Annotated in this window: 18 protein-coding genes; 12 read left to right on the plus strand and 6 right to left on the minus strand. The window is 41.4% G+C overall.

Features of this window, described 5'->3' with window-relative positions:
* Window positions 1-44: 44 nt before the first annotated feature.
* A complete protein-coding gene (locus tag AC2SLL_RS03775; protein WP_486530427.1) occupies window positions 45-1,790 on the minus strand; it encodes a SulP family inorganic anion transporter in 1,746 nt (581 codons plus the stop codon).
* A gap of 900 nt (window positions 1,791-2,690) precedes the next feature.
* On the opposite strand from AC2SLL_RS03775, the gene trxC reads away from it, so the two are divergent.
* Window positions 2,691-3,134 carry a thioredoxin TrxC gene (gene trxC, locus AC2SLL_RS03780; RefSeq protein WP_486530340.1) on the plus strand — a complete coding sequence of 148 codons (444 nt, stop codon included), beginning with the start codon at window positions 2,691-2,693 and terminating at the stop codon, window positions 3,132-3,134.
* 420 nt (window positions 3,135-3,554) lie between these two features.
* Here the strand turns inward: trxC and AC2SLL_RS03785 are convergent, their stop codons facing one another.
* A complete protein-coding gene (locus AC2SLL_RS03785; protein WP_486530341.1) occupies window positions 3,555-4,988 on the minus strand; it encodes an anhydro-N-acetylmuramic acid kinase in 1,434 nt (477 codons plus the stop codon).
* A 261-nt stretch (window positions 4,989-5,249) separates the two neighbouring features.
* On the opposite strand from AC2SLL_RS03785, the gene tyrS reads away from it, so the two are divergent.
* The 4 genes from tyrS (at window position 5,250) to AC2SLL_RS03805 (ending at window position 7,786) form a co-directional block, all read left to right on the plus strand.
* The gene (tyrS, locus tag AC2SLL_RS03790; protein WP_486530342.1) at window positions 5,250-6,482 is read left to right on the plus strand and encodes a tyrosine--tRNA ligase; all 1,233 of its coding nucleotides are present in this window, start codon (window positions 5,250-5,252) and stop codon (window positions 6,480-6,482) included.
* A 62-nt stretch (window positions 6,483-6,544) separates the two neighbouring features.
* Entirely contained in the window at window positions 6,545-7,129 is a 585-nt protein-coding gene (locus tag AC2SLL_RS03795; protein ID WP_486530343.1) for a GNAT family N-acetyltransferase, read from the plus strand.
* The gene (locus AC2SLL_RS03800; RefSeq protein ID WP_486530344.1) at window positions 7,116-7,364 is read left to right on the plus strand and encodes a DUF1653 domain-containing protein; all 249 of its coding nucleotides are present in this window, start codon (window positions 7,116-7,118) and stop codon (window positions 7,362-7,364) included. Before AC2SLL_RS03795 ends, AC2SLL_RS03800 begins: the two co-directional genes overlap by 14 nt.
* 92 nt (window positions 7,365-7,456) lie before the next feature.
* Window positions 7,457-7,786 (plus strand): hypothetical protein, encoded by a 330-nt coding sequence (locus tag AC2SLL_RS03805; RefSeq protein WP_486530345.1) that lies wholly within the window; start codon window positions 7,457-7,459, stop codon window positions 7,784-7,786.
* Window positions 7,787-7,905: 119 nt separating this feature from the next.
* Here AC2SLL_RS03805 and AC2SLL_RS03810 read toward each other — a convergent pair whose 3' ends face one another.
* The 4 genes from AC2SLL_RS03810 to nadR all read right to left on the minus strand — a co-directional run bounded on the left by AC2SLL_RS03810 (window position 7,906) and on the right by nadR (window position 11,598).
* Window positions 7,906-8,490: a YceI family protein gene (locus AC2SLL_RS03810; protein WP_486530346.1), complete on the minus strand. Its 585-nt coding sequence runs from the start codon at window positions 8,488-8,490 to the stop codon at window positions 7,906-7,908.
* 503 nt (window positions 8,491-8,993) lie between these two features.
* The gene (locus AC2SLL_RS03815; protein WP_486530347.1) at window positions 8,994-9,440 is read right to left on the minus strand and encodes an Mpo1 family 2-hydroxy fatty acid dioxygenase; all 447 of its coding nucleotides are present in this window, start codon (window positions 9,438-9,440) and stop codon (window positions 8,994-8,996) included.
* Between the two features lie 131 nt (window positions 9,441-9,571).
* On the minus strand, window positions 9,572-10,321 hold the full coding sequence (gene pnuC, locus AC2SLL_RS03820) for a nicotinamide riboside transporter PnuC (RefSeq protein WP_486530348.1): 750 nt from the start codon (window positions 10,319-10,321) through the stop codon (window positions 9,572-9,574).
* Between the two features lie 221 nt (window positions 10,322-10,542).
* A complete protein-coding gene (gene nadR, locus AC2SLL_RS03825; RefSeq protein ID WP_486530349.1) occupies window positions 10,543-11,598 on the minus strand; it encodes a multifunctional transcriptional regulator/nicotinamide-nucleotide adenylyltransferase/ribosylnicotinamide kinase NadR in 1,056 nt (351 codons plus the stop codon).
* Window positions 11,599-11,883: 285 nt separating this feature from the next.
* On the opposite strand from nadR, the gene AC2SLL_RS03830 reads away from it, so the two are divergent.
* The 7 genes from AC2SLL_RS03830 to epmA all read left to right on the plus strand — a co-directional run bounded on the left by AC2SLL_RS03830 (window position 11,884) and on the right by epmA (window position 20,547).
* Window positions 11,884-12,096: a PspC domain-containing protein gene (locus AC2SLL_RS03830; RefSeq protein ID WP_486530350.1), complete on the plus strand. Its 213-nt coding sequence runs from the start codon at window positions 11,884-11,886 to the stop codon at window positions 12,094-12,096.
* Between the two features lie 547 nt (window positions 12,097-12,643).
* Entirely contained in the window at window positions 12,644-13,588 is a 945-nt protein-coding gene (gene glyQ, locus AC2SLL_RS03835) for a glycine--tRNA ligase subunit alpha (RefSeq protein WP_486530351.1), read from the plus strand.
* 695 nt (window positions 13,589-14,283) lie between these two features.
* The gene (gene glyS / locus AC2SLL_RS03840) at window positions 14,284-16,377 is read left to right on the plus strand and encodes a glycine--tRNA ligase subunit beta (protein ID WP_486530352.1); all 2,094 of its coding nucleotides are present in this window, start codon (window positions 14,284-14,286) and stop codon (window positions 16,375-16,377) included.
* Between the two features lie 307 nt (window positions 16,378-16,684).
* Window positions 16,685-17,914 carry an AI-2E family transporter gene (locus tag AC2SLL_RS03845; protein WP_486530353.1) on the plus strand — a complete coding sequence of 410 codons (1,230 nt, stop codon included), beginning with the start codon at window positions 16,685-16,687 and terminating at the stop codon, window positions 17,912-17,914.
* A 38-nt stretch (window positions 17,915-17,952) separates the two neighbouring features.
* On the plus strand, window positions 17,953-19,113 hold the full coding sequence (locus AC2SLL_RS03850; protein ID WP_486530354.1) for a 4-phosphoerythronate dehydrogenase: 1,161 nt from the start codon (window positions 17,953-17,955) through the stop codon (window positions 19,111-19,113).
* 30 nt (window positions 19,114-19,143) lie between these two features.
* The gene (locus AC2SLL_RS03855; protein WP_486530355.1) at window positions 19,144-19,347 is read left to right on the plus strand and encodes a hypothetical protein; all 204 of its coding nucleotides are present in this window, start codon (window positions 19,144-19,146) and stop codon (window positions 19,345-19,347) included.
* A gap of 207 nt (window positions 19,348-19,554) precedes the next feature.
* Window positions 19,555-20,547: an EF-P lysine aminoacylase EpmA gene (gene epmA, locus AC2SLL_RS03860; protein WP_486530356.1), complete on the plus strand. Its 993-nt coding sequence runs from the start codon at window positions 19,555-19,557 to the stop codon at window positions 20,545-20,547.
* Window positions 20,548-20,590: the final 43 nt, after the last annotated feature.

Raw genomic sequence — 20,590 nt, forward strand, 5'->3', positions numbered from 1 at the left:
ATACCGATTGTGTGGTGTTCATAATGTTGTATTAAGGGGTTATTTTAATGTGCTTCTTCTGTTTGGATTTTGGGCGCAACATCATTAACAGGGTCATCATCCGTTAATAAAGTAATGGCTTCGACCGTGCTTAAAAACACACGTCCTGACAGTTCAGAAATAACGGGCGTCTCTTGCAGAATATCCATGACGGGGCCCTTCACAAAGCTGTAGTGCAGACGTTTGTGTTGCGCCACCAGCTCTTTATTTAAGGTAATAAGCATCTCTTGCGCCGTGAGGTCAATATGATTGACTGCAGACATAATCAGCACCAAGTCCTTTGCCTTTGGGTACTTATCAAGTCCCGCATAAATCTGGTTATAAACGGCTTGGCTGTTGCCAAAAAACAAGCTTTCGTCCACCCGCATAATAAGTAGGTTGTCATAAGTAATGACATTATGGCGATTGATATTACGAAAATGCTCGGTGTTATGCAGGCGCCCAACCACCGCAATGTGTGGATGACTAGATTGCCAAATAAGACCAACAAATGAGGCGATAATACCAATTACTAACCCTGTATTTAAGCCAAAAATTAATACCCCAATAAAGGTAGCACCAAAGCTAATCGCATCTAAATGATCGGTTTTCAACGCCATTTTAAAGGTATTAACATCAATAAGGTTGATGATGGAGGCCATGATCATGGCACCCAGCAGTGCATAGGGTAGAGGCGCAATGATACTGCCAAGCACTAGGAGAGCAGCAACCATAACGCCAACCGTAATGAGGCTGGCCAGTGGGGTTTTTGCTCCAGAGTCGACATTAATGGCCGTACGTGAGAATCCACCTGCGACGGGAAAGCTTTGACTAAATCCACCCGCTATATTGGCAAGTCCTAATCCTTTTAACTCCTCATTCGCATCAAATTTCTCGCCACGTAAACGTGCATAAGTACTGGCAACTGAGCTACTGGAAACAAAGGCGATAAGCGCCATCAGCCCCGCTGTCGGCAGTAGTGAGACTATCTGTGAAAAAGACTCAAACTCAGGTATTGATAGCTTAGGCAGCCCACTTGGAATCACGCCCATAATACGAATACCCAACGCTGACCAATTGCTAATCTGACTAATAATAATAGCAATGATGACTATCACTAAAGGAAAAAGCCGCCCCGCCCATTTGGCTTTTGAATCTGGAAGCCAAGACTTCCAGAGTATTGCACTACCATAACGATTTAATAAAAATAAGCTAAAGGTGATTCCGCCCAATATTAGGGTAGGAAGATGCAAACTTTCAATCTGATTGACAATAGATTCAAGATAACTTGGCAGGGTGTTCCCTTGCACGGGTATGCCAGTAATATATTTAAGTTGGCTGACAAATATCAGCACAGCAGCACCGCTGACAAAGCCTGACGAGACGCCGCGGCTAATAAACTGCATAATCCAGCCAAGCTTTAATTTACCAGCCAGCCACAGCAAAATACCGACCATGAGGGCAAGAAGACCTGCAAGCATCACATATTCAGTACTGCCTTCCTCAGCGATACCATGCAGGCTACTGGCGGTCATAATAGCAGTGATGGCAACCGCACCAACGGCCTGCACATTACTTGAGCCCACCCAAGCATAAACCAGTACGGGCGCAATAGAGGCGTAAAGCCCATAAACGGGCGGTAATCCAGCCAATACTGCATAGCCTAAGCTTTGCGGAATGACTAACACACCGACCACGATTCCGGCCACCATGTCGGAAGGCAGCGTACTGGTTGAGTATTGCGTTAGCCACTTTGGCCCGAGCAATGTCATCCACTTTTGTACGAGCGTCGCGTGCTTGTTAGTCACCATGGCCTCTCAGTTACGTCGTGTAGGTACTATAGTCGGCACAATTGAAAACTGTGACTGTGCTCATTCCCTTGTAAGACTAAAATATTCGCAGTGGGTGCCTTATGGCAATGTCATAATGGTTTGATACTATCATTAGAGTCGGTCTTCATTTTCAAGAACTGACATTTTAGGGGCTAGGGCGTATCCTCAATTCGTACAATTGCATTTAAATGGGTTAAAAATAGCTAAATCTTGTCATACCACGTCAAATAACGGGGGAATATCTCGATATTTACCTATTATTTTCCTTGTCTGACTGCGATTTAACTTATTTTTATCTCCATTTTCAAAATGAGGACACGCCCTAAAAATGATTATACCCACGTCAAACAGTGTCTGAAGTCTCGCTAATATGATTCTATTTAATGACTGCTTTTTCTTCGAAATTATTCGTATTAGGTGATAATCTATCTTATTTTTATACTTATAATCTAAATGACGACACGCCCTAATGCAATAAGTAAATCATGCCATGTGTTTTGTCTTGGCAACGGGTTTATCATACCGAAGTTTCTCATTATTGCCCACTTTGGTTGGGGGCTTAGCTTAGTTAGATAGTTAGATAGTTAGATAGTTAGTTAGGTAGATAGATAGTGTAGTAGATAGTAGGTTAAGACGTACTTAAGGCAAGAGCTGATGAATCAGGCGCAGTTGGCGCTGGCTATAGCAACTCACTTAAACGTTATACAACTTGACACGTTATAACACTTATGACGTCTTTAACTAATCTTAATAATAACATTATCTACACATGATATATTCAGAGGTATAATAAGCTAAATTATGTAGATTACATTGGAACTTTAGAAAAAAGGAGGGCGTATGACGCACGCTACAACAGAAGCACTGCATTTGGTTTGTCCCCATTGTGTTGCAACGAATCGCATTCCTGCTGAGCGTATCAGCGAATCGCCAAAATGTGGCAAGTGTCAGCACGCCCTGCTTACAGGTGCCCCAAGAGAGCTGACAAACGCAACTGCACACAAGACCATTCAAAAGAATGACGTATTAACCATCGTCGACTTTTGGGCAAGTTGGTGCCAGCCGTGTTTAATGATGTCACCACAGTTTGAGCAAGCCGCAAAGCAACTGCCTCAGGTGGTGTTTGCTAAACTACAAACGGATAAATATGAGCAAACCGCTGCCCCTTATGGTATCAGAAGCCTGCCTACAATGGTGGCATTTAAAGGTGGCAAAGAGATTGCCCGTCAGTCTGGCGCACTGCCAAGTAATCAGATAGTGCAGTGGGTGCAGTCGTTGGGTTAGGAGTTTTACAGTTGAGTTTTGACGTTTGCTTAACACTAGCCTCTTAGCTTGAGCAATAACAAAGCCTAGTCTTTTGCGTATATTCATTTCTAACCCTAAAGATAAAAACCAAAAGACTAGCCTCAATATCGGGGATTCTTTAAGAGTAAGAAATACGCGAGGCATGAGGAGTATCTCTTACCTGATTATGTCCGCGCCTCGTCCCTCGGCAAAGCGTTATTAGCATAATAATTTATTCAATCCTAAGGTATTCAATTCTAATCTATTCAATCCTAAGGTATTACCCTTCGGTGTGGAATTTAATGTTATCTAGTTAAGGGCTAAATGTGGCTTTGTGCCCTCATCTATGGCTACTATCAATGTTCAAAGGCACTATTTTGTAAAGTATAGAATCAACTTTATCGTTTTGGTTTGGCGCATCTAAGCAAAACACACCTGACCTAATACCACAGGCTTACTAGCACCAGTGACTGCGGGCAGATTGCCTGTTTGACCCATAATAGTCTGGCGGGCTAGCCAAGCAAATGCCATGGCCTCAACCCAAGTGGGGGCAATGCCATAGTCAGCGCTGGTTTTTACCTCCCAATTTGGTAATGCCTGTGCCAATTGCGTAAGTAGGTTGGTGTTATAAGCCCCGCCGCCACAAACAATGAGCTCACAACCCTTGTCGCCACTGTGCATATTAAGACGCTCTGATTCAGCTTGAATCGCATCGCTAAGGGTTTGTACCGTAAACGCTGTTAACGTGGCTTGCACATCTTCAAGAGCGATATTAGCCCCAAGCTTGTCGCTTATTTCGGCAATCTGTTCATTCAACCATGCTAAATGGAAGTCTTCACGGCCAGTACTTTTGGGTGTGGGCTGAGCAAAGTAGGGGTGTGTTAGCAGCTTCTGTAATAACGGATGATGGACTTGCCCTGCTTTTGCCCACGCGCCATCTTTATCGTATAAAGAGTCGTTGGTTGGGTCGTTTGCATTGTCATCCGCTGAGTCATCTTGCGTTAAGGTGGCAGAGTCGACATGGGTCTGATACCAAGCATCAAGCAACATATTGGCAGGCCCAGTATCGTAACCGATGACGTTATCAGTTTGCCCAGCAGGCATGACAGTAATGTTAGAGATGCCGCCTAAATTAACCACAATGCGGTTACAATGTTCACGATTATAGATAGTACCAAATTGAGACAAATGGAATGCAGGGGCAAGTGGTGCCCCTTGTCCCCCTACTGCCATATCTCGACGGCGGAAATCAGAGACCACGCTAATACCGGTACGTTCGGCGATCACATTAGGGTCAACCAATTGCAAACTAAACCCTAAGTTGGGGCGATGGCGTACGGTTTGTCCGTGGCAACCAAGTGCTAAAATAGACGTTTCATCTAAGCCCGATTTCTCTAATAGCTCATTGACCACAGTGCTGGCAAATTCAGCATATTCTCGGCTTGCCCAACCAAACCATTCAAGCTCACTTTCAGGCAGTTTTTCTAGAGTTGGGTAGTCTTTGACTATTTGGGTGCTTATTTCAGCCAAACGACTGGTACTATTTGGCTGGCACAAAGCGAGGAGGACTCGGCGCAAACTTGGAGGGAATCCCTTACTGTGGGTTGCAATAATCCTATTGGGACAGTGAGTTGGCTCGCTGGTATCAAAACAGTTACTGAACTGGCAAATGACGGCATCAAGTCCGTCTAGACTAGTGCCAGACATCATGCCAATGTAAAATCCCTCATCAAAACTATCAAACAAAGTTTCTGATATAACACCGGCAAAGGTGTTCTTGTCATCCATGTTGTTCGTTGTGTTGAGATCATTATTTTTATTGTTATTGTCTTTATTGAGCGGTGTGGTCGCCATGATGAAACCTGTAATTAACTTAAAAAGAGTATGGGGAAAGATATGGGCCGTTTTGGTTTAACGCTTCGCTATTGCGAAATCTTGTGCAACTATAATAGATAATATCTTAACCGGTTACACTATAAAAATAAGGAATTAATTAAAGTGCGATTATGGGTTGAGACGAAATGAGCCTCAAAGTAGTATAATCTAAAAATTCTTACAGTTTTTATTGTTTATACTGAGTCATAATCATTTATCTTACTAGAATTAGAGGCAGCCATGACCCAAGCACTACCAGAATCAAGCAACAACTTATCAGTAGAAGAGCAGCTTGCCATTATTCAGCGAGGCACGCATGAGATTCTATCCGAAGAAGACTTGATTGCTAAACTTAAGCTAAATCGTCCGTTAAAAATCAAAGCTGGTTTTGATCCGACGGCACCTGATTTACACTTGGGTCATACAGTGCTGATTAATAAACTCAAGCATTTTCAAGACTTAGGGCATGAGATTTATTTCTTAATCGGCGATTACACTGCCAAAATTGGCGATCCAACGGGTAAAAACACCACCCGCCCGCCATTAACCGATGAACAAATTAAAGAAAATGCCAAAACGTATGCCGAGCAAGTGTTTAAAATTCTAGATAAAGACAAAACCAAAGTGGTATTTAACTCTGAGTGGTTTAATGACATGAGTGCTGGCGATATGATTGCGCTTGCTAGTCAGCAAACCGTATCCCGTATGCTAGAGCGTGATGATTTCTCAAAACGCTATGCGGCGCAAACACCCATCTCTATTCATGAGTTTTTGTATCCGTTAGTGCAGGGCTATGATTCGGTCGCATTAAAGGCGGATGTAGAGCTTGGCGGAACTGACCAAACTTTTAACCTATTAATGGGGCGTACGTTGCAGTCTCGTTACGGTCAAGAGTCGCAAGTGTGTATCACTGTGCCTATCTTAGAAGGATTAGATGGCGTTAATAAAATGTCAAAGTCACTGGGCAACTATGTGGCAATCTATGATGCACCAGGCACAATGTATCAAAAAATTCTATCGATGCCAGATACGCTTATCCGCCGCTATTATGAGTTTTTAAGCTTTAAACCCATGAATGAGGTCGAAGCACTATTGGCAGAGATTGAAAATGGGCGTAATCCGCAAGAGATTAAACGTATTTTAGCTGAAGAGCTTATCGAGCGCTTTCATGATGCAGAAGCAGCAGCTAATGCACATAAATCAGCGGGAAATGTGTTGGCGGATGGTGAGTTGCCAGTAGATTTGCCAGAGGTGACACTTGAGTTGCCAGAGGGTCAAGAGGCCTTATTCATTACGCAAATTTTAAACCAAGCAGACCTTGCTAAGAATAATGCCGCAGCAAAAGATATGCTAAAGCGTCATGCGGTTAAAGTGGATGGTGAAGAAGTGAACGCGGGCTTTAGCTTAACCTCAGGTCAGACGGTAGTGATTCAAGCGGGTAAAAAAGCGTTTGCTAAAGTGACAGTGGTTTAGTTAAACGGTTTAATGGGTTATATTAAAATGACAGATTATATCGTTTTCGATTAGGAACCACCATGCTAAAGCCGATAACGCTGTCTTACAATGGCATAACCCTTGAACCACTCACTCAAAGTCATGCAAATGACTTAGCCAAAGCCTGCCAAGATGGAAAGCTCTGGGAAACGGTGTATACCTCTGTACCAAGTCCAGAAACCATATCTGACTATATTAACAAAGCTCATAATATGGAAGATAGGATCGCGTTTGCCGTTATTGATGAGACCACAGGTAAAGCGATTGGGTCGACCAGCTTTTATAATATTATGCCAATGATGAAACGGTTAGAGATTGGATACACATGGTATGCTAAATCGTATTGGCGCAGTCATATTAATACCTCATGTAAGCTGATGTTAATGACACATGCTTTTGAGACGCTAGAATATCTGACGGTAGGTTGGCGTACAGATATCATAAATACTCAATCACAACGAGCGATAGAGAGATTAGGCGCTAAACAAGACGGCGTGATTCGTGGTGATCGCATGCGTCAAGATGGCACTATTACAGACTCTGTCGTTTATAGCATGACGATTAATGAGTGGCCACAAGCAAAAACGAAACTAGAAAATAAGCTGAAACGTTATGAGCAAATATAAAACAGACCCTGTGCAACAGGTTCCCCAAGGTATTTACCGCCATTACAAAGGCAATCTTTATCAGGTTTTGCATAACGCACATCATTCTGAAACCGAAGAAGCGTTAGTCGTCTATCGCTGTCTCTATGGTGAATACGGTGTCTGGGTACGTCCACTTGAAATGTTTACCGAAACTGTGGAAGTAGAGGGCAAACAAGTACCCCGTTTTGAGTTAATCAAAGCTTTAAGCAGTTAATCAGAAGCAATCAGTCCAGATTTTCTATTTCAATCTCTCTATTAAAAAGACCTTAAATTTTAAGCAAGGTATATTTCACTAACAGGGACGTTATGAGTATTTTTAAACGGCTGGCTCAGCAGTCTCCCTTCCTAAAGCTACTTTATATTTTTATCATTCAATTGGTCGTCATATTGACGATAGACTGGCTCAATGTGCGCAATGAGTACGATACTTCCAAGCTGGATAGCGTCATTTGGGGCATCTTATTTCCTGCAGGCATATTTTTTAGTGCACTCATCTTCTATAAGTCATCGCCTTTTGATGGTCTTAAACGTTGGTTAGCCCTCCCCATTCAGATTGTTGTACACACGCTTGCCTCATGGGGACTTATTATTGTCGCCCTATTGTATTTCCATGACTGGATAGGTGGCACGTTCTAATTTTTAGCCATTATTAACACCAAAAAGCGCCATTGACTGAATCATTGGCGCTTTATTGATATAGAACTTTAATTCAAATATCTATCAAAAGAAAGTAAGGGTAAAAGAAAGTAAGGGGATTACTTCTTCAAACTTGCTTCGATTTGAATGTTTAACTTAACATCTTTCATCATACCACCATCAGTAAAGGTATCAATACCCCACTTCGTTCTGTCAATAGTGGTTTCAAAGTCGCCACCACAAGCTTGAGTTTTCAATATTGGGCTATCGTAGCAATTAAACTTAGTGGCAGTTAGGGTAATGGGATGTGTCTGGTCAAGTAAGGTTAAGTCGCCTTTTACAGCGGTTACTTTATCGCCATCAAACTGCCATTCTGTTGACTTAAAATAAGCAGTGGGGTATTTTTCTACATTAAAAAAGTCAGGCGATTTTAAGTGATTGTCAAAAGCTTTAATGCCGGTATCCAAGCTTCCAATAGGAATCGTAATACCCACAAAGCCTTTTTTGGCTTCAGGGGCGTATTCAACTATACCTGATAAACCATAAAAGCCACCAGCGTTGGTAGAGGTGCCAAAATGATCAACAGAAAAACGTGCATGAGCATGATGAGGGTCAATCTCATAGGTAGCTGCCTGACCTAATACGCTGAATGTGCTTAAACCAGCCAGTGCGGCAATAGTTAGTGTGCTTTTTAATAAATTCACAGTTAGTTCTCCTTTTTGTGAGACCTCTAGCGGTCAAATTTGAACAATATAAGATGTTATTAGAGTCGTACATTTTTAAGCGGATTTTTTGCTACACACCATTATTCAATAAAGATTTACTAAAGATATAGACTCATTACCAGCTCTAAAAATAACCGACACTTGTCAAGCTCGTAAGACTTATCATTGGTAAAACTTATCAATAAGGGGGGGACTTGTATTCCTATTTCCTCAGGATCTTATTTAAAGAAATGGTATGCGCTGTGTCACTGCTCATTGATTACTCATTAAGCAGAGCTTATATATAATATTGTATAGTTTAACAAAGATTAAGTAAGTTTTTAGTATTGGAAAGTTACAGAATGAAACATTTTGGTTGTATTTTAGTTATAAACAACCCACACCATTTCAGCCTTACTTTAACAACGATTCATTCACTATTTAACCTTATTATAAGGTAATAGAAATTATAAGGTAATAGAATCGGTCAATAGCGGTAGGCATTAGCTTGCAGGCTGAATTTTTCGCCCCATTAGCGTATTGGCAACCCAAGCTGGACCTATGAGTAAAAACTGTAAGTCTTCTAAGAATGATGGTTTTTTACCTTCAATCTTGTGCCCAATGAATTGTCCAATCCAAGCCACTACAAATACCGTTGCCCATGCTTTAAATCCAAAAGGCAATAGAGCGATTGCTGATAAACACATTAAAGTAAATATACCCATTGCAATAAATAAAGGGGCAGACAGCCTTAGATAAAACAGACACACCAACATGGTTAATACAATAGTAAACCAAACTGATAGCGACATGCTCATACCCACGATACTCACAAAAATGGTAGGGACACAAAGCCAGTGGATTTTCTTGTTAATAGGATTTTGATGGCTAACCGCATACTCTGCAAGCCATTGCTCAAGTGAGCGTTTACTGGTAATGAATTTTGTCATTTTAACGTCCTTATTAAAAATGTGAGTTGGATCTATTCTCTATAGGTAAGAATAATTATGGCAATAGGGGTAAGTCTTGTAAATACATGTTTGCCACTCAACCGCAGGGGATTCTTAGAACTGATAGCAAATTATGCGTTGATTAGTTTTGAATCAAGCTCGCTACGATACCACTCATACAGGCCAATAAAGGCATTAATCTGATAAACCATAGTTTGAATAGCAAAAATATAATTGCCGGTCATAAGATTTACGATAAGCCAAACAAAGTTAACCGCAATCCAAATCCACCAGCTGAAAGAGTAGCGCAAAATCATGGTAGCTTGAGCAGTAATAGAGAGCACAAATGCTAAAACGTTAATCCAATAAAAGTCAATCAAGCCCAAAAACTGACTGCCATCATTGTTAACCACAGCATAGCCTTTTTCACTGAGCCATGCGTTAACCGTAGGAAAAATAGCTAAACCAATTATAATAAAAGCGATAGTTATTACCCATACTAATTTCGAGGCAGATTTGGGTACCATATTGCCATCAGGATCGGTATTCTTCGACCAATAGACGATACCATACAGGTGAGTAAAAAAGTTAAATAGGGGTGCAAGCATTAGCCCAACCGCACCAGCAGTCGCCTGCACAACTATTTCTCCTGATGTGGCCGCTAAACCCAGCCCATTCCCCATAACATTTTTGCGAAATGATAATGATACTACGCACACCAAGCCAATCAATGACACAATCAGATAAAACACATCAAGGCTAGTATGTTCAGTGGTTAGCCAAAAGCCCGTTGTTAAGGCAACAACCCCAAATATAAACCACGTCACAACCCATTGCATTGACCATTTACCGGTAAGATTGTCCAAAAGTCTGATACGCATGTGAGTCCCTAATTTGTCACTGTAATGGTCATAGTTGAATCGTTATATTGTGGTTCGAGGTCTATACATCAGTCGATAACGAGGTGAGAAATTTACTGTTAATAGTAACAATGAATTATGAACACAAGGTGTCAGCTCATAATTAAAGTACGTAATTAAAGTACGTAATTAAAGTATTTATTATTAACCAGTAGTATACTGAAAAGCCGTCTCATGAAACATTATTTATTGAAAATTTGTGCATCGATATAGGCAATGGCTTGTCGGTAGCGTTCCGAAAATTCTGGGCTATTAATATGATGAGTCTTAATGTTATGACGTGCATAAATATCTTTTAGTCTGGTCTCAAAACGCTCACGTGCCTCCTGAGAACCTAATGAGCGCATGCCATCATCAACCCAAGGTGTGTTGTTGTCTAAAAATAGTGTATGGTCAAAACGGAATTCATCAATACAGGCGGTAACAAAAGGGTGTGAGCGACCTTCGTATTCTTCACAGAACGCTTGTGTGGTCACAAAATCAGTATCAACAATGGTAACGGGTGAGATAGCTTTGTACACTACCTCGCGTACAGCGTGAGCGTGGTCTAATGCTATAGGGGCGTAATCGCTATATTGTAAACCAACCTCTGAGCCACCAAGGTCTGTACCTACGTATAGCCGACCCATCTCAAGCGCTAAATTTGTCCCATAATAATTAGCAATTTTGTGCGCTAAAGTGGTCTTTCCAGAGCTTTCACCACCTACAATTGCCACGGTTCGAGTATATTCGCCTCTTGCTTCTGGATGAATGCTGTCCCAATTTGCAATTGGGTCGTAATGAATGGCGATACTATCGAATTCATCATGTCTAGGTGTGGTCATTACCTCAATATTGAGTGCCGTTTTGACGGCTTCTGTGGCCATTGGATGACCCTCAGTAACAAATAGGGCATTATGCTCTGATATATTAAGTTTGTCTTGAATATAGCCAATCTTGGCAGTGTAGGCGTCAATATTCAAAGTAATGTCTTCAACACTGTCATGCACAGGGAATAAAAAGTCAGAGCAGGTGTGTATTTTAATGAAAGGGAGATCACGGCACGCCATCTGTAGCCAGCGAGCTTTGTCTTCGAGTGTTACGGGAAAACGAGGGTTAGGATCTGGATGTGATGTGATAACAATATGTAAGGTGTCAACCAAATCAGACGCAAACAAGATGCTACGCATATGCCCTAAGTGTAGAGGTTCAAAGTGACCAATCATAATTCCTGAGCGTATGACATCTGATTTAAGCATAAGTTGCATCCTTATCTACTAACTAGATATTAATAACAATTACTAAGCTTCTGCAAGAGTAAAAGTAAATAATGTTACAAATTCAGTGTTAAGTTTAAACATCATTGTTGGCTAATTTATATATAATAAATATATCAAATTAAGTGGTTAATGAGTCAAATAAAGTATATTTAGACCAGTACAGTTTAGATAATCATCCTTTATAAAATTACCCCGAAAAACTTTGAAAGAGATTTTTAATTTCAAGATAAGATAAATAATTATACTGCGAGTAATGGAGGTAAAATGCAAAGGTTAACTAAATTACATCGCTCACGTAATCATCGTATGGTTGCAGGCGTTATGGGTGGCATTGCTGAATATTTTGGATGGTCGCCAAATATTACCCGACTTCTATTCGTTATCATATCAACAGCAAGCGCTGCCGTACCAGGAATTTTTATTTACTTGCTGCTTTGGATAGTGATGCCTAATGCCAGCCAAGCATCTTACCAGTAGCCGTGTTAGCAACTATATTTAGTATATTATATTAATACAGTAATATTATAGACAATGCCCTATTGTCCTTTTATCGTAAGCTGTAAGATTTAGCCATTATTTGAATTATAATAACGATTATAATAACAAAAAAGCTAATCTTTAAACCGCTTTCCTCCTGCCTAGATGGGTTGCCATCTAGGTATTTTTTTGCCTGCTTATCGAGATATAACGCTTAAAATATAGATAAAAGTGCCATTTTTTAGTAAGGTGTGCGTACTAAGTTAAAATGCTTAGTTCGTCAGTCATAATCTAGATAAATATGGGCTAAAATTCGAAGTGTGAAGCGGACTATAGGTTAATTATTTGATAAGTGCTTTGATAAATAAAATTCAAGATACATAAGATGAAATCTGCTATCGGTTGCCTTTTCATCTGCGTTTTGCTTAACTTCTTTACCAAAACCAACCTTCGACTATATGACTTGGGCTGTATTTAAGAGCATAAGTTTGACAATATTTTTTCTAATTAAGTTTAACAACAATTCTAATTTAACAGTGGCAATACTATGACATTTCAAGAACTCATCTTAACCTTGCAAGCTTTCTGGGCCGATAAAGGGTGTGTGGTACTGCAACCCTACGATATGGAAGTGGGCGCGGGTACGTTTCACACAGCAACGTTTTTACGCTCGTTAGGACCTGAGGTATGGAACGCTGCTTATGTACAACCGTCACGTCGCCCAACAGATGGTCGTTATGGTGATAACCCAAACCGGTTGCAACATTATTATCAGTTTCAAGTTGTCATGAAACCAAACCCGCCTAATATTCAAGAGTTGTATATTGATTCGCTAAAAGCCATTGGCATTGACACCCTAACGCATGATGTACGTTTTGTAGAGGATAACTGGGAGTCGCCAACGCTTGGTGCTTGGGGCTTGGGTTGGGAAGTTTGGCTAAATGGTATGGAAGTTACCCAGTTTACTTATTTCCAGCAAGTAGGTGGTATGGAATGTTTTCCTATAACGGGCGAAATTACCTATGGTCTTGAACGTTTGGCAATGTATATTCAAGGTGTTGATAGTGTCTATGACTTAGTCTGGACAGATGGACAATTTGGTAAAGTCACTTATGGCGATGTCTTCCATCAAAACGAAGTTGAACAATCTACTTACAACTTTGAGTATGCTGATGTGCCAAAAATGTTTGAGTTATTTGACTTCTATGAGCAACAGGCGGATAAGCTAGTAGTGGCTGGATTACCACTGCCTGCCTATGAGATGGTCTTAAAAGCGTCACATACCTTTAACTTACTTGATGCCCGCGGTGCCATCTCAGTGACTGAACGCCAACGCTTTATTTTACGGGTGCGTACATTGGCACGTAAGGTAGCACAGGGGTATGTGGAAGCTCGTGCGAAGCTAGGTTTCCCATTAGCGGACAAAGCGCATAGTGAAGCGGCGCTGAAAAAGTATTTACCAAAAGATGAAACCGTTGAGCATAAGGTTTAAAGCCGAAATATCAGCACATTAAGTGTTAATTCCTAAGAGTAATAATCTGTGTTAACGGTGTTTAAAACCTATTGTTTACGGCTATGTTTAAACACTAAGCTTCAGTAATATACTAGGTTTTATTGAGTAATATACTATGTTTCAGTACTAAGCTTAGGGTCTGTTGAACATTCAAATGTGGAACTGGCGGAGGCGATTTTTTAGGCAATATGCAGGGAGATTTTTGACGCTTAGTCATTCTAAGTTAGAAAATTTCGCAATATATTGACAAAAAATAGCCTTGCCCCACAGGGCTGATGCTAAAATTGCCCCAAACGTTGTTATAAACCTAGCTAAGGTCTAGACATTATCGTCGGTTTACACCTAGTTTGGAACAATTTTAGCTATCAGCAGTCCTAATATTTGAATGTTCAACAGACCCTAATTACCCAAACTAAATAAGTTTATTCTGATACTCGATTAACGCTAAGATTAATATAGCGCAGGAGCAATAGCAGGAGCAATAAAAAGTAAGATAATTGATGATGCATAAAGGCGGCTGTTTGCGTAGTGGCATTGAATATGAACTTCACGGCGATATTAGTGACGTTTTAAACTGTCACTGCTCGGTGTACCGCAAGCTGCATACCAGTGCTTTTCGAATACGGAATAAACAACACTAAAATTATAAAAATTAATCATAGATAGAGAGCCTCATGAGCACAATTTTATTTGAACTTGGTAGTGAAGAGCTGCCACCAAAGAGCTTAAAGCCACTACGGGATTCGCTTAAATCCAGCGTTGAGAGTCAGCTTAAAGAGGCTGATATCAGTTTTGATCGCTTAAAAGCGTTTGCCGCCCCCCGTCGTTTGGCTATCCAAATTGAAGGTATTGCTGATAAGCAGCCTGATCGCAGTGAACAAAAAAGAGGGCCTGCGGTAAAGGCCGCTTATGATGCAGAGGGCAACCCCACTCGAGCTGCAGAAGGTTTCGCTAGAGGATTAGGCATTGATGTCAGCGAACTGACGACCATCAAAACAGACAAGGGCGATTATATCGGCTATGACTTAACCATCACTGGTCAAGCAACCACAGAGTTACTGCCCCATATATTTCAAACAGCACTTGATCAACTACCTATTGCCAAGCGTATGCGTTCTGGTGCGACTAGAGAAGAGTTCGTCCGCCCGGTTAAGTGGCTGATATTTATGCAAGACGATAAGGTGCTTGAGGCAACGATACAAGGGCTAAATGCCGGAAATACGACGTTAGGGCATCGTTTTCATTCGCCAGAGGTGCATAAAATTGCTCATGCTAAAGAATACGAGAGTATTTTACAGAGTGCTAAAGTGATTGCAGATTTTGACCGTCGTCAGCAGCTGATTATTGAGAGGGTAAAAACGCTAGCAGATGAGGTAAACGCAAAGCCCATTATGCCGCAAGATTTACTCGATGAAGTAACTGCATTGGTTGATTGGCCTGTTGCCCTGCGCGCCAGTTTTGAAGAGCGCTTTTTACAAGTGCCACAAGAAGCTCTCATTAAAACCATGCAAGCGGATCAGAAGTATTTTTGCTTAACGGATAGTGATGGCAAATTGCAGCCATACTTTATCTTTATCAGTAATATTGAGTCAAAAGACCCAAGCCAAGTGATTAATGGCAACGAAAAAGTGGTGCGTCCGCGCCTTGCTGATGCTGAATTCTTCTTTTTGCAAGATCAAAAACACCCCTTATTTACCCTGACTGAAAGTCTTAAAAATCGGGTATTCCAAGATCAGCTCGGTACCATTTGGCAGAAGTCTGAACGTATAGCTAAATTAGCAGCGTTCATTGCGTCAACCCTTAAAGAGTTAAAGCTTGAAGGTTATACTGATATAGATGTGGCGCAAACCACCCGTGCGGCAGTGCTGTCTAAAGCCGACCTTGCGAGTACTTTAGTGGGCGAGTTTCCTGAACTGCAAGGTATTGCAGGTACCTATTATGCACGTTTAAATGGTGAGCCAGAAGCAGTATCAGCGGCTCTTGAAGAGCAATATCTACCTAAGTTTAGTGGTGATAAATTGCCAATAACACCAATAGGTATATGCCTTGCCTTAGCAGATCGCTTAGATACTTTGGTGGGTATATTTGGCATTGATCAAGCCCCAACAGGTTCTAAAGATCCCTTTAGTTTGCGCCGCAGTGCCATTGGGGTGCTACGTATTTTAATTGAAAAAGAACTGCCTATTAACTTAATTGCACTGGTTGAACAAGCCATTAAAAATTATGACGGTAAACTACCAAAAATGGGCGATACCTTTACCAACGTGATGGACTTTATCAACTCACGCTATCGTGCCATGTATACTGAAAAAGGGGTAAGCGTTGATACCATTCAAGCGGTTCAAGCCATCAACCCCCATATGCCACTTGATTTTGATCATCGTATTCGTGCAGTAACTGTTTTTCGTGAGCTTGCACAAGCGGCAACGTTGGCAGAGATTAACAAACGTGTGGCCAATATCTTAGCCAAATCTGAAGGGGCAGTAGGCCAGAAAGTAGATATAGACCTATTGAATGAGGAGGCAGAGAAAAGTTTATATGCTGCTGTGAGTGAGGCGCAAAAAGAAGTAGCACCATTACAAGCCAATGCTAAATACAATGAGATTTTGCAATCGTTAACAAAGCTCGAAGCGCCTTTGACTGCATTTTTTGATAACGTTATGGTAAATAGTGATAACGAGAAACTAAAAGCCAACCGCTTGGCATTACTAAAGCAGGTACGTGAGCTTTTCTTAACGGTAGCTGATGTCGGCGAATTGCAAATCTGATAGAAAGTTTATGATAGGTAGCCATTTTATATCCGTTAAAAGCTGACTCTGGAGGGTCAGCTTTTTAATACCTTAGCGAGTTATAAGTGAGGCGACTATACGAGTTATCTAGTCCATATTCCAACATATTGGCTATGATTTGAACGATGTCTTTGGCAGTTTTTTAATTATTTCGTACCTGAGAATAGGGTTGAAGTAATATTGTAAGCAAAAGTTACAAGTTATCATTATTCTTTCAAGTCTGAATGTCGCATAATAGGGGCGCTATAACTATTCGACAACTTCTGCTATTTTGGTAAGCCTTGCAATGATTGAAAACTGGACCCGAGAACTTGTGACTCAGCGAGTATTAACAGCTACCTTATTGGTAATCTTGTTTATATTATCTTTTCGTATTGTACAATTTTTTATTGTTCCTGCTTTGTGGGCCGCTATCATAGCTTATGTGACCTTTCCTCTATATAATTTTTTCCATAAAAAGGTAGAGCTTAGCCCTAATATTAGTGCAAGCATTATGACAGTAACCATATCTTTAATTATCGGTGTACCCGTCGTTATGGGGCTGTTTGTATTGCAGCAAGAAGCCCTAAGCTTATACGGTAATCTGCTCTATCGACTTAAGGTCGGTTATGTCGATTTACCTGAAGAGATTAAAAATCTACCCGTTATTGGACAACAAGTAAAAGATATCTTGTGGGAGATAAATAAAAATCCAGAAGCGTCGCTGAATGCTTTTAAGATGTGGCTACAGTCGCACCTGTACTACGGCAAAGTGGCTCTTGATGCTATGTTAAGTAGCTTGGCCAAAACAGGTATGGCGTTTATGACGCTATTCTTTTTTTACCGTGATGGTATTAGCCTCATGAAGCAAATCCGTCAAGCCCTGCGCAATATTATTGGCAATCGTATAGACGGCTATATTGATTCGGTTGGTGGTACGACGCAAGCGGTTGTGTATGGCATTGGCTTGACTGCATTGGCCCAAGCTTTTCTTGCTGGCATCGGGTATTTCTTTGCAGGCGCCCCCAGCCCGATACTGTTAACCATTTTAACCTTTGCGATTGCGCTCATACCTTTTGGTACGCCATTTGCTTGGGGTGGGGTAGTTATTTACCTATTTACTCAAGGTCATGCGACAGAAGCAATTGGATTGGCACTATGGGGCACATTGGTCATTAGTTGGGTTGATAATCTTATTCGCCCAATCGTTATCTCGGGAGCAACTAAGATCCCGTTTATCATCATTTTTATCGGTGTGCTTGGCGGATTAACGGCTTTTGGTTTTGTTGGCTTATTTATTGGGCCTGTCGTATTGGCCATTGCATTAGCTGTTTGGCGCGAGTGGATTAATCAGCATCGTAATATCATATTTGCGCCTTGTTATGCTCAGTTAGATGAGCATCAATGGAGGCCTGCGGATAGACCTATGTCGTTTGAGATGTCTCCGGATGTGGTTACTTTTAGCAAATATCCCTTTGCTGACTCGCCTATAGGTGATTCTAAGCTTAGTGACGCCAGCCATGATAAAAACAAGTAGACTGTCGATTGCATCACTCATTTGAATAAGGATTAACATTGACCCTTACCATTATTGCCGATAGCAACATCGCCCATTTACACGATTATTTTAACGCTTCCGTTTTAAATCATCCTGTAAAAGTGATCGCAATGGCAGGGCGAGACATTACCAGTAGCGTTATCGAAAAACATCAGCCCCACGCGCTGCTTATTCGTTCAGTAACCAAGGTGGATGCCTCACTACTTGATATCAATCAGAGTGTAACGTTTGTGGGTTCTGCCACGATTGGTACGGATCATGTAGATCAAGATTATTTAGCAAAGCGTCATGTCGTCTTCAAAAATGCCGCAGGCTGTAGCAAGCACTCAGTAGCGCAGTATGTACTAACCGCCGCATTAACCTTGCGCCCTAGTTATTGGCAATCGTGTTCACACTTGTATGGCCACTCTGCCCATCCTGCTGAGCCCATCAAACTGGGCATCATTGGCTTAGGAAATATTGGATCTACACTGGCAAAGTATGCTCAGGATTTAGGCTGGCAAGTATTGGGTTACGACCCTTTTTTGCCACATTCCGATATCAACAATGCAAGCTTTGATGAGGTGCTCACTCAAAGTCAGGCAATTAGCCTGCATGTTCCTTTAACAGCCCCAGACAGCAGTGCATATCCTACCTATCATTTAATGGGCAGCTCCGCTTTCGCAAAGATGCCCGTGAACACCTTATTGATAAATACAGCACGTGGGGCAGTGATTAGTGAGTCAGCACTATTAGCAGACTTAATGACCCATAAAAGGGATGTGGTTTTAGATGTCTTTGAATATGAGCCAACGGTCTCTACACACTTGCTTGAGCGCCTCTTAATAGCGACCCCGCATATTGCAGGCTATACACTGGAAGGCAAGCTGCGTGGCACCCAAATGATATTCGATGCCTTTGTGAAGGTATTTGGCCTAGAGGGGCAGGGTTTACAAACTCAAAGCATAGACGGTCAAACTGAACCTCTAATGGATCAGTTATTGCCAGACAACCCTTATTCATGGGAGTCATTAAAAAATAACCCTGAGCGTTTATCGGAGTTTTATGACATTCAAGCGGATGATGCCCTGCTTCGACAAGCCGTAGACAGCAAGCGACAAAAAGTTACCAGTTCTGCTTTTGATTCTTTACGCAAAAACTATGCGCTACGCCGTGAATGGCAGTTCGATAACTCATAGCGTATATATTAATAAAGCAATCTTTTATTAATGGATGCGCTCGATTTACCAGTAAAACTTACATTGAAACAAAAACCAAAAGATAAAAAACAAAAGATGAGCCTTAATATCGGGGCTATTAAAAAGGGGAGAAATATGCAAGGCAAGTGTAGTCGTTCTTGCAAAGCTATGACCGTGCCTCGTCCCTCGGCAAAAGCAAGCCTAAGTGTGTTAATTAAAGCATTGATACCTTAACACGGTGGTAACCTTGCATAAGGTGCTTTCTCTGATAAACGAGCTACTGTTTACGTTTGATTCCTATTAGCAGTCTTAAAATGTGCCGATTATAGCGATACTGCAATGATCTATAAGCCAAAAACTGTGCCCTAACATCCAAACCCCTCTTTAAGACATGCTCTAATTATCCTTTCGTTATTTTATACTACCTTTTAAGAGTGAATCATGTCTCCTAAACCAACTATTATGCAATCCATTAATTATCATCCCAGTATGTCTTTGGATATGGCGCACAAACGAGCCGACATGTTGGCTAAGATTCGTGAGTTTTTCGCTCAGCGTGACGTGCTGGAAGTGCAAACACCCCTTATGTCTCAATCGGGTAATACCGATGTGTTTGTACCCTCGATAACCGCTAATGTAACCGTGCAAGATCAGCGAAAAACCTATTATTTACATACGTCTCCCGAGTTTGCTATGAAGAGAATGCTGGCAAGTTGGCAAGTGGCACTCTATCAGATATGCCCTGTTTTTCGGGATAATGAAGTGGGTAGCCGTCATAACTCTGAATTTACAATGCTTGAGTGGTATCGCCCTGGGTTTACCTTAAATGACTTGAGTCATGAGTTGGCTGATTTAATGGCGGTGTTGTATGGGCACCCTCAAATAATGACGCATTACAGCTATTCGCAAGCATTTTTAGATTATGTTGGTATCCATCCGTTATCTGCAAGCTGTGACGTGCTCGCTGGCATTGCGTCAGATAATGGGCTAGGCGGTTTGGATTTAGGCGATGATCATCAAGGCTGGCTTGATATGCTGTTTAGCCATTTGGTAGAGCCAAATTTGGGGCATGAGATGCCCACACTCATTATTGACTACCCACCTGCTACTGCCGCACTTGCCAAAATTGAAACAGATAAAGATGGTAATAAAGTTGCCCGCCGTTTTGAGCTATATATCAATGGTATTGAGATAGCCAATGCCTATGATGAGCTGGCAGATAGGCAGGCATTGCAAGCTCGTTTTGAGCAGGATAATATCGACCGAGCAAAGCGGGGACTGCCTATCATGCCCATTGATGAGCGTTTGTTGGCGGCTTGCGATGAATTACCAGAGTGTAGCGGTATTGCTCTAGGCGTTGACAGGCTTCTGATGGTTTTAACAGGTGCTAAAAGTATCGATGAAGTGATGGGCTTTACCATAGCCAAAAGTTAAAACTTTAAACAGTCGAAAAATAATCTATGTACTCGTTTGATGA

The organism is Psychrobacter sp. CX97 (assembly GCF_057396285.1).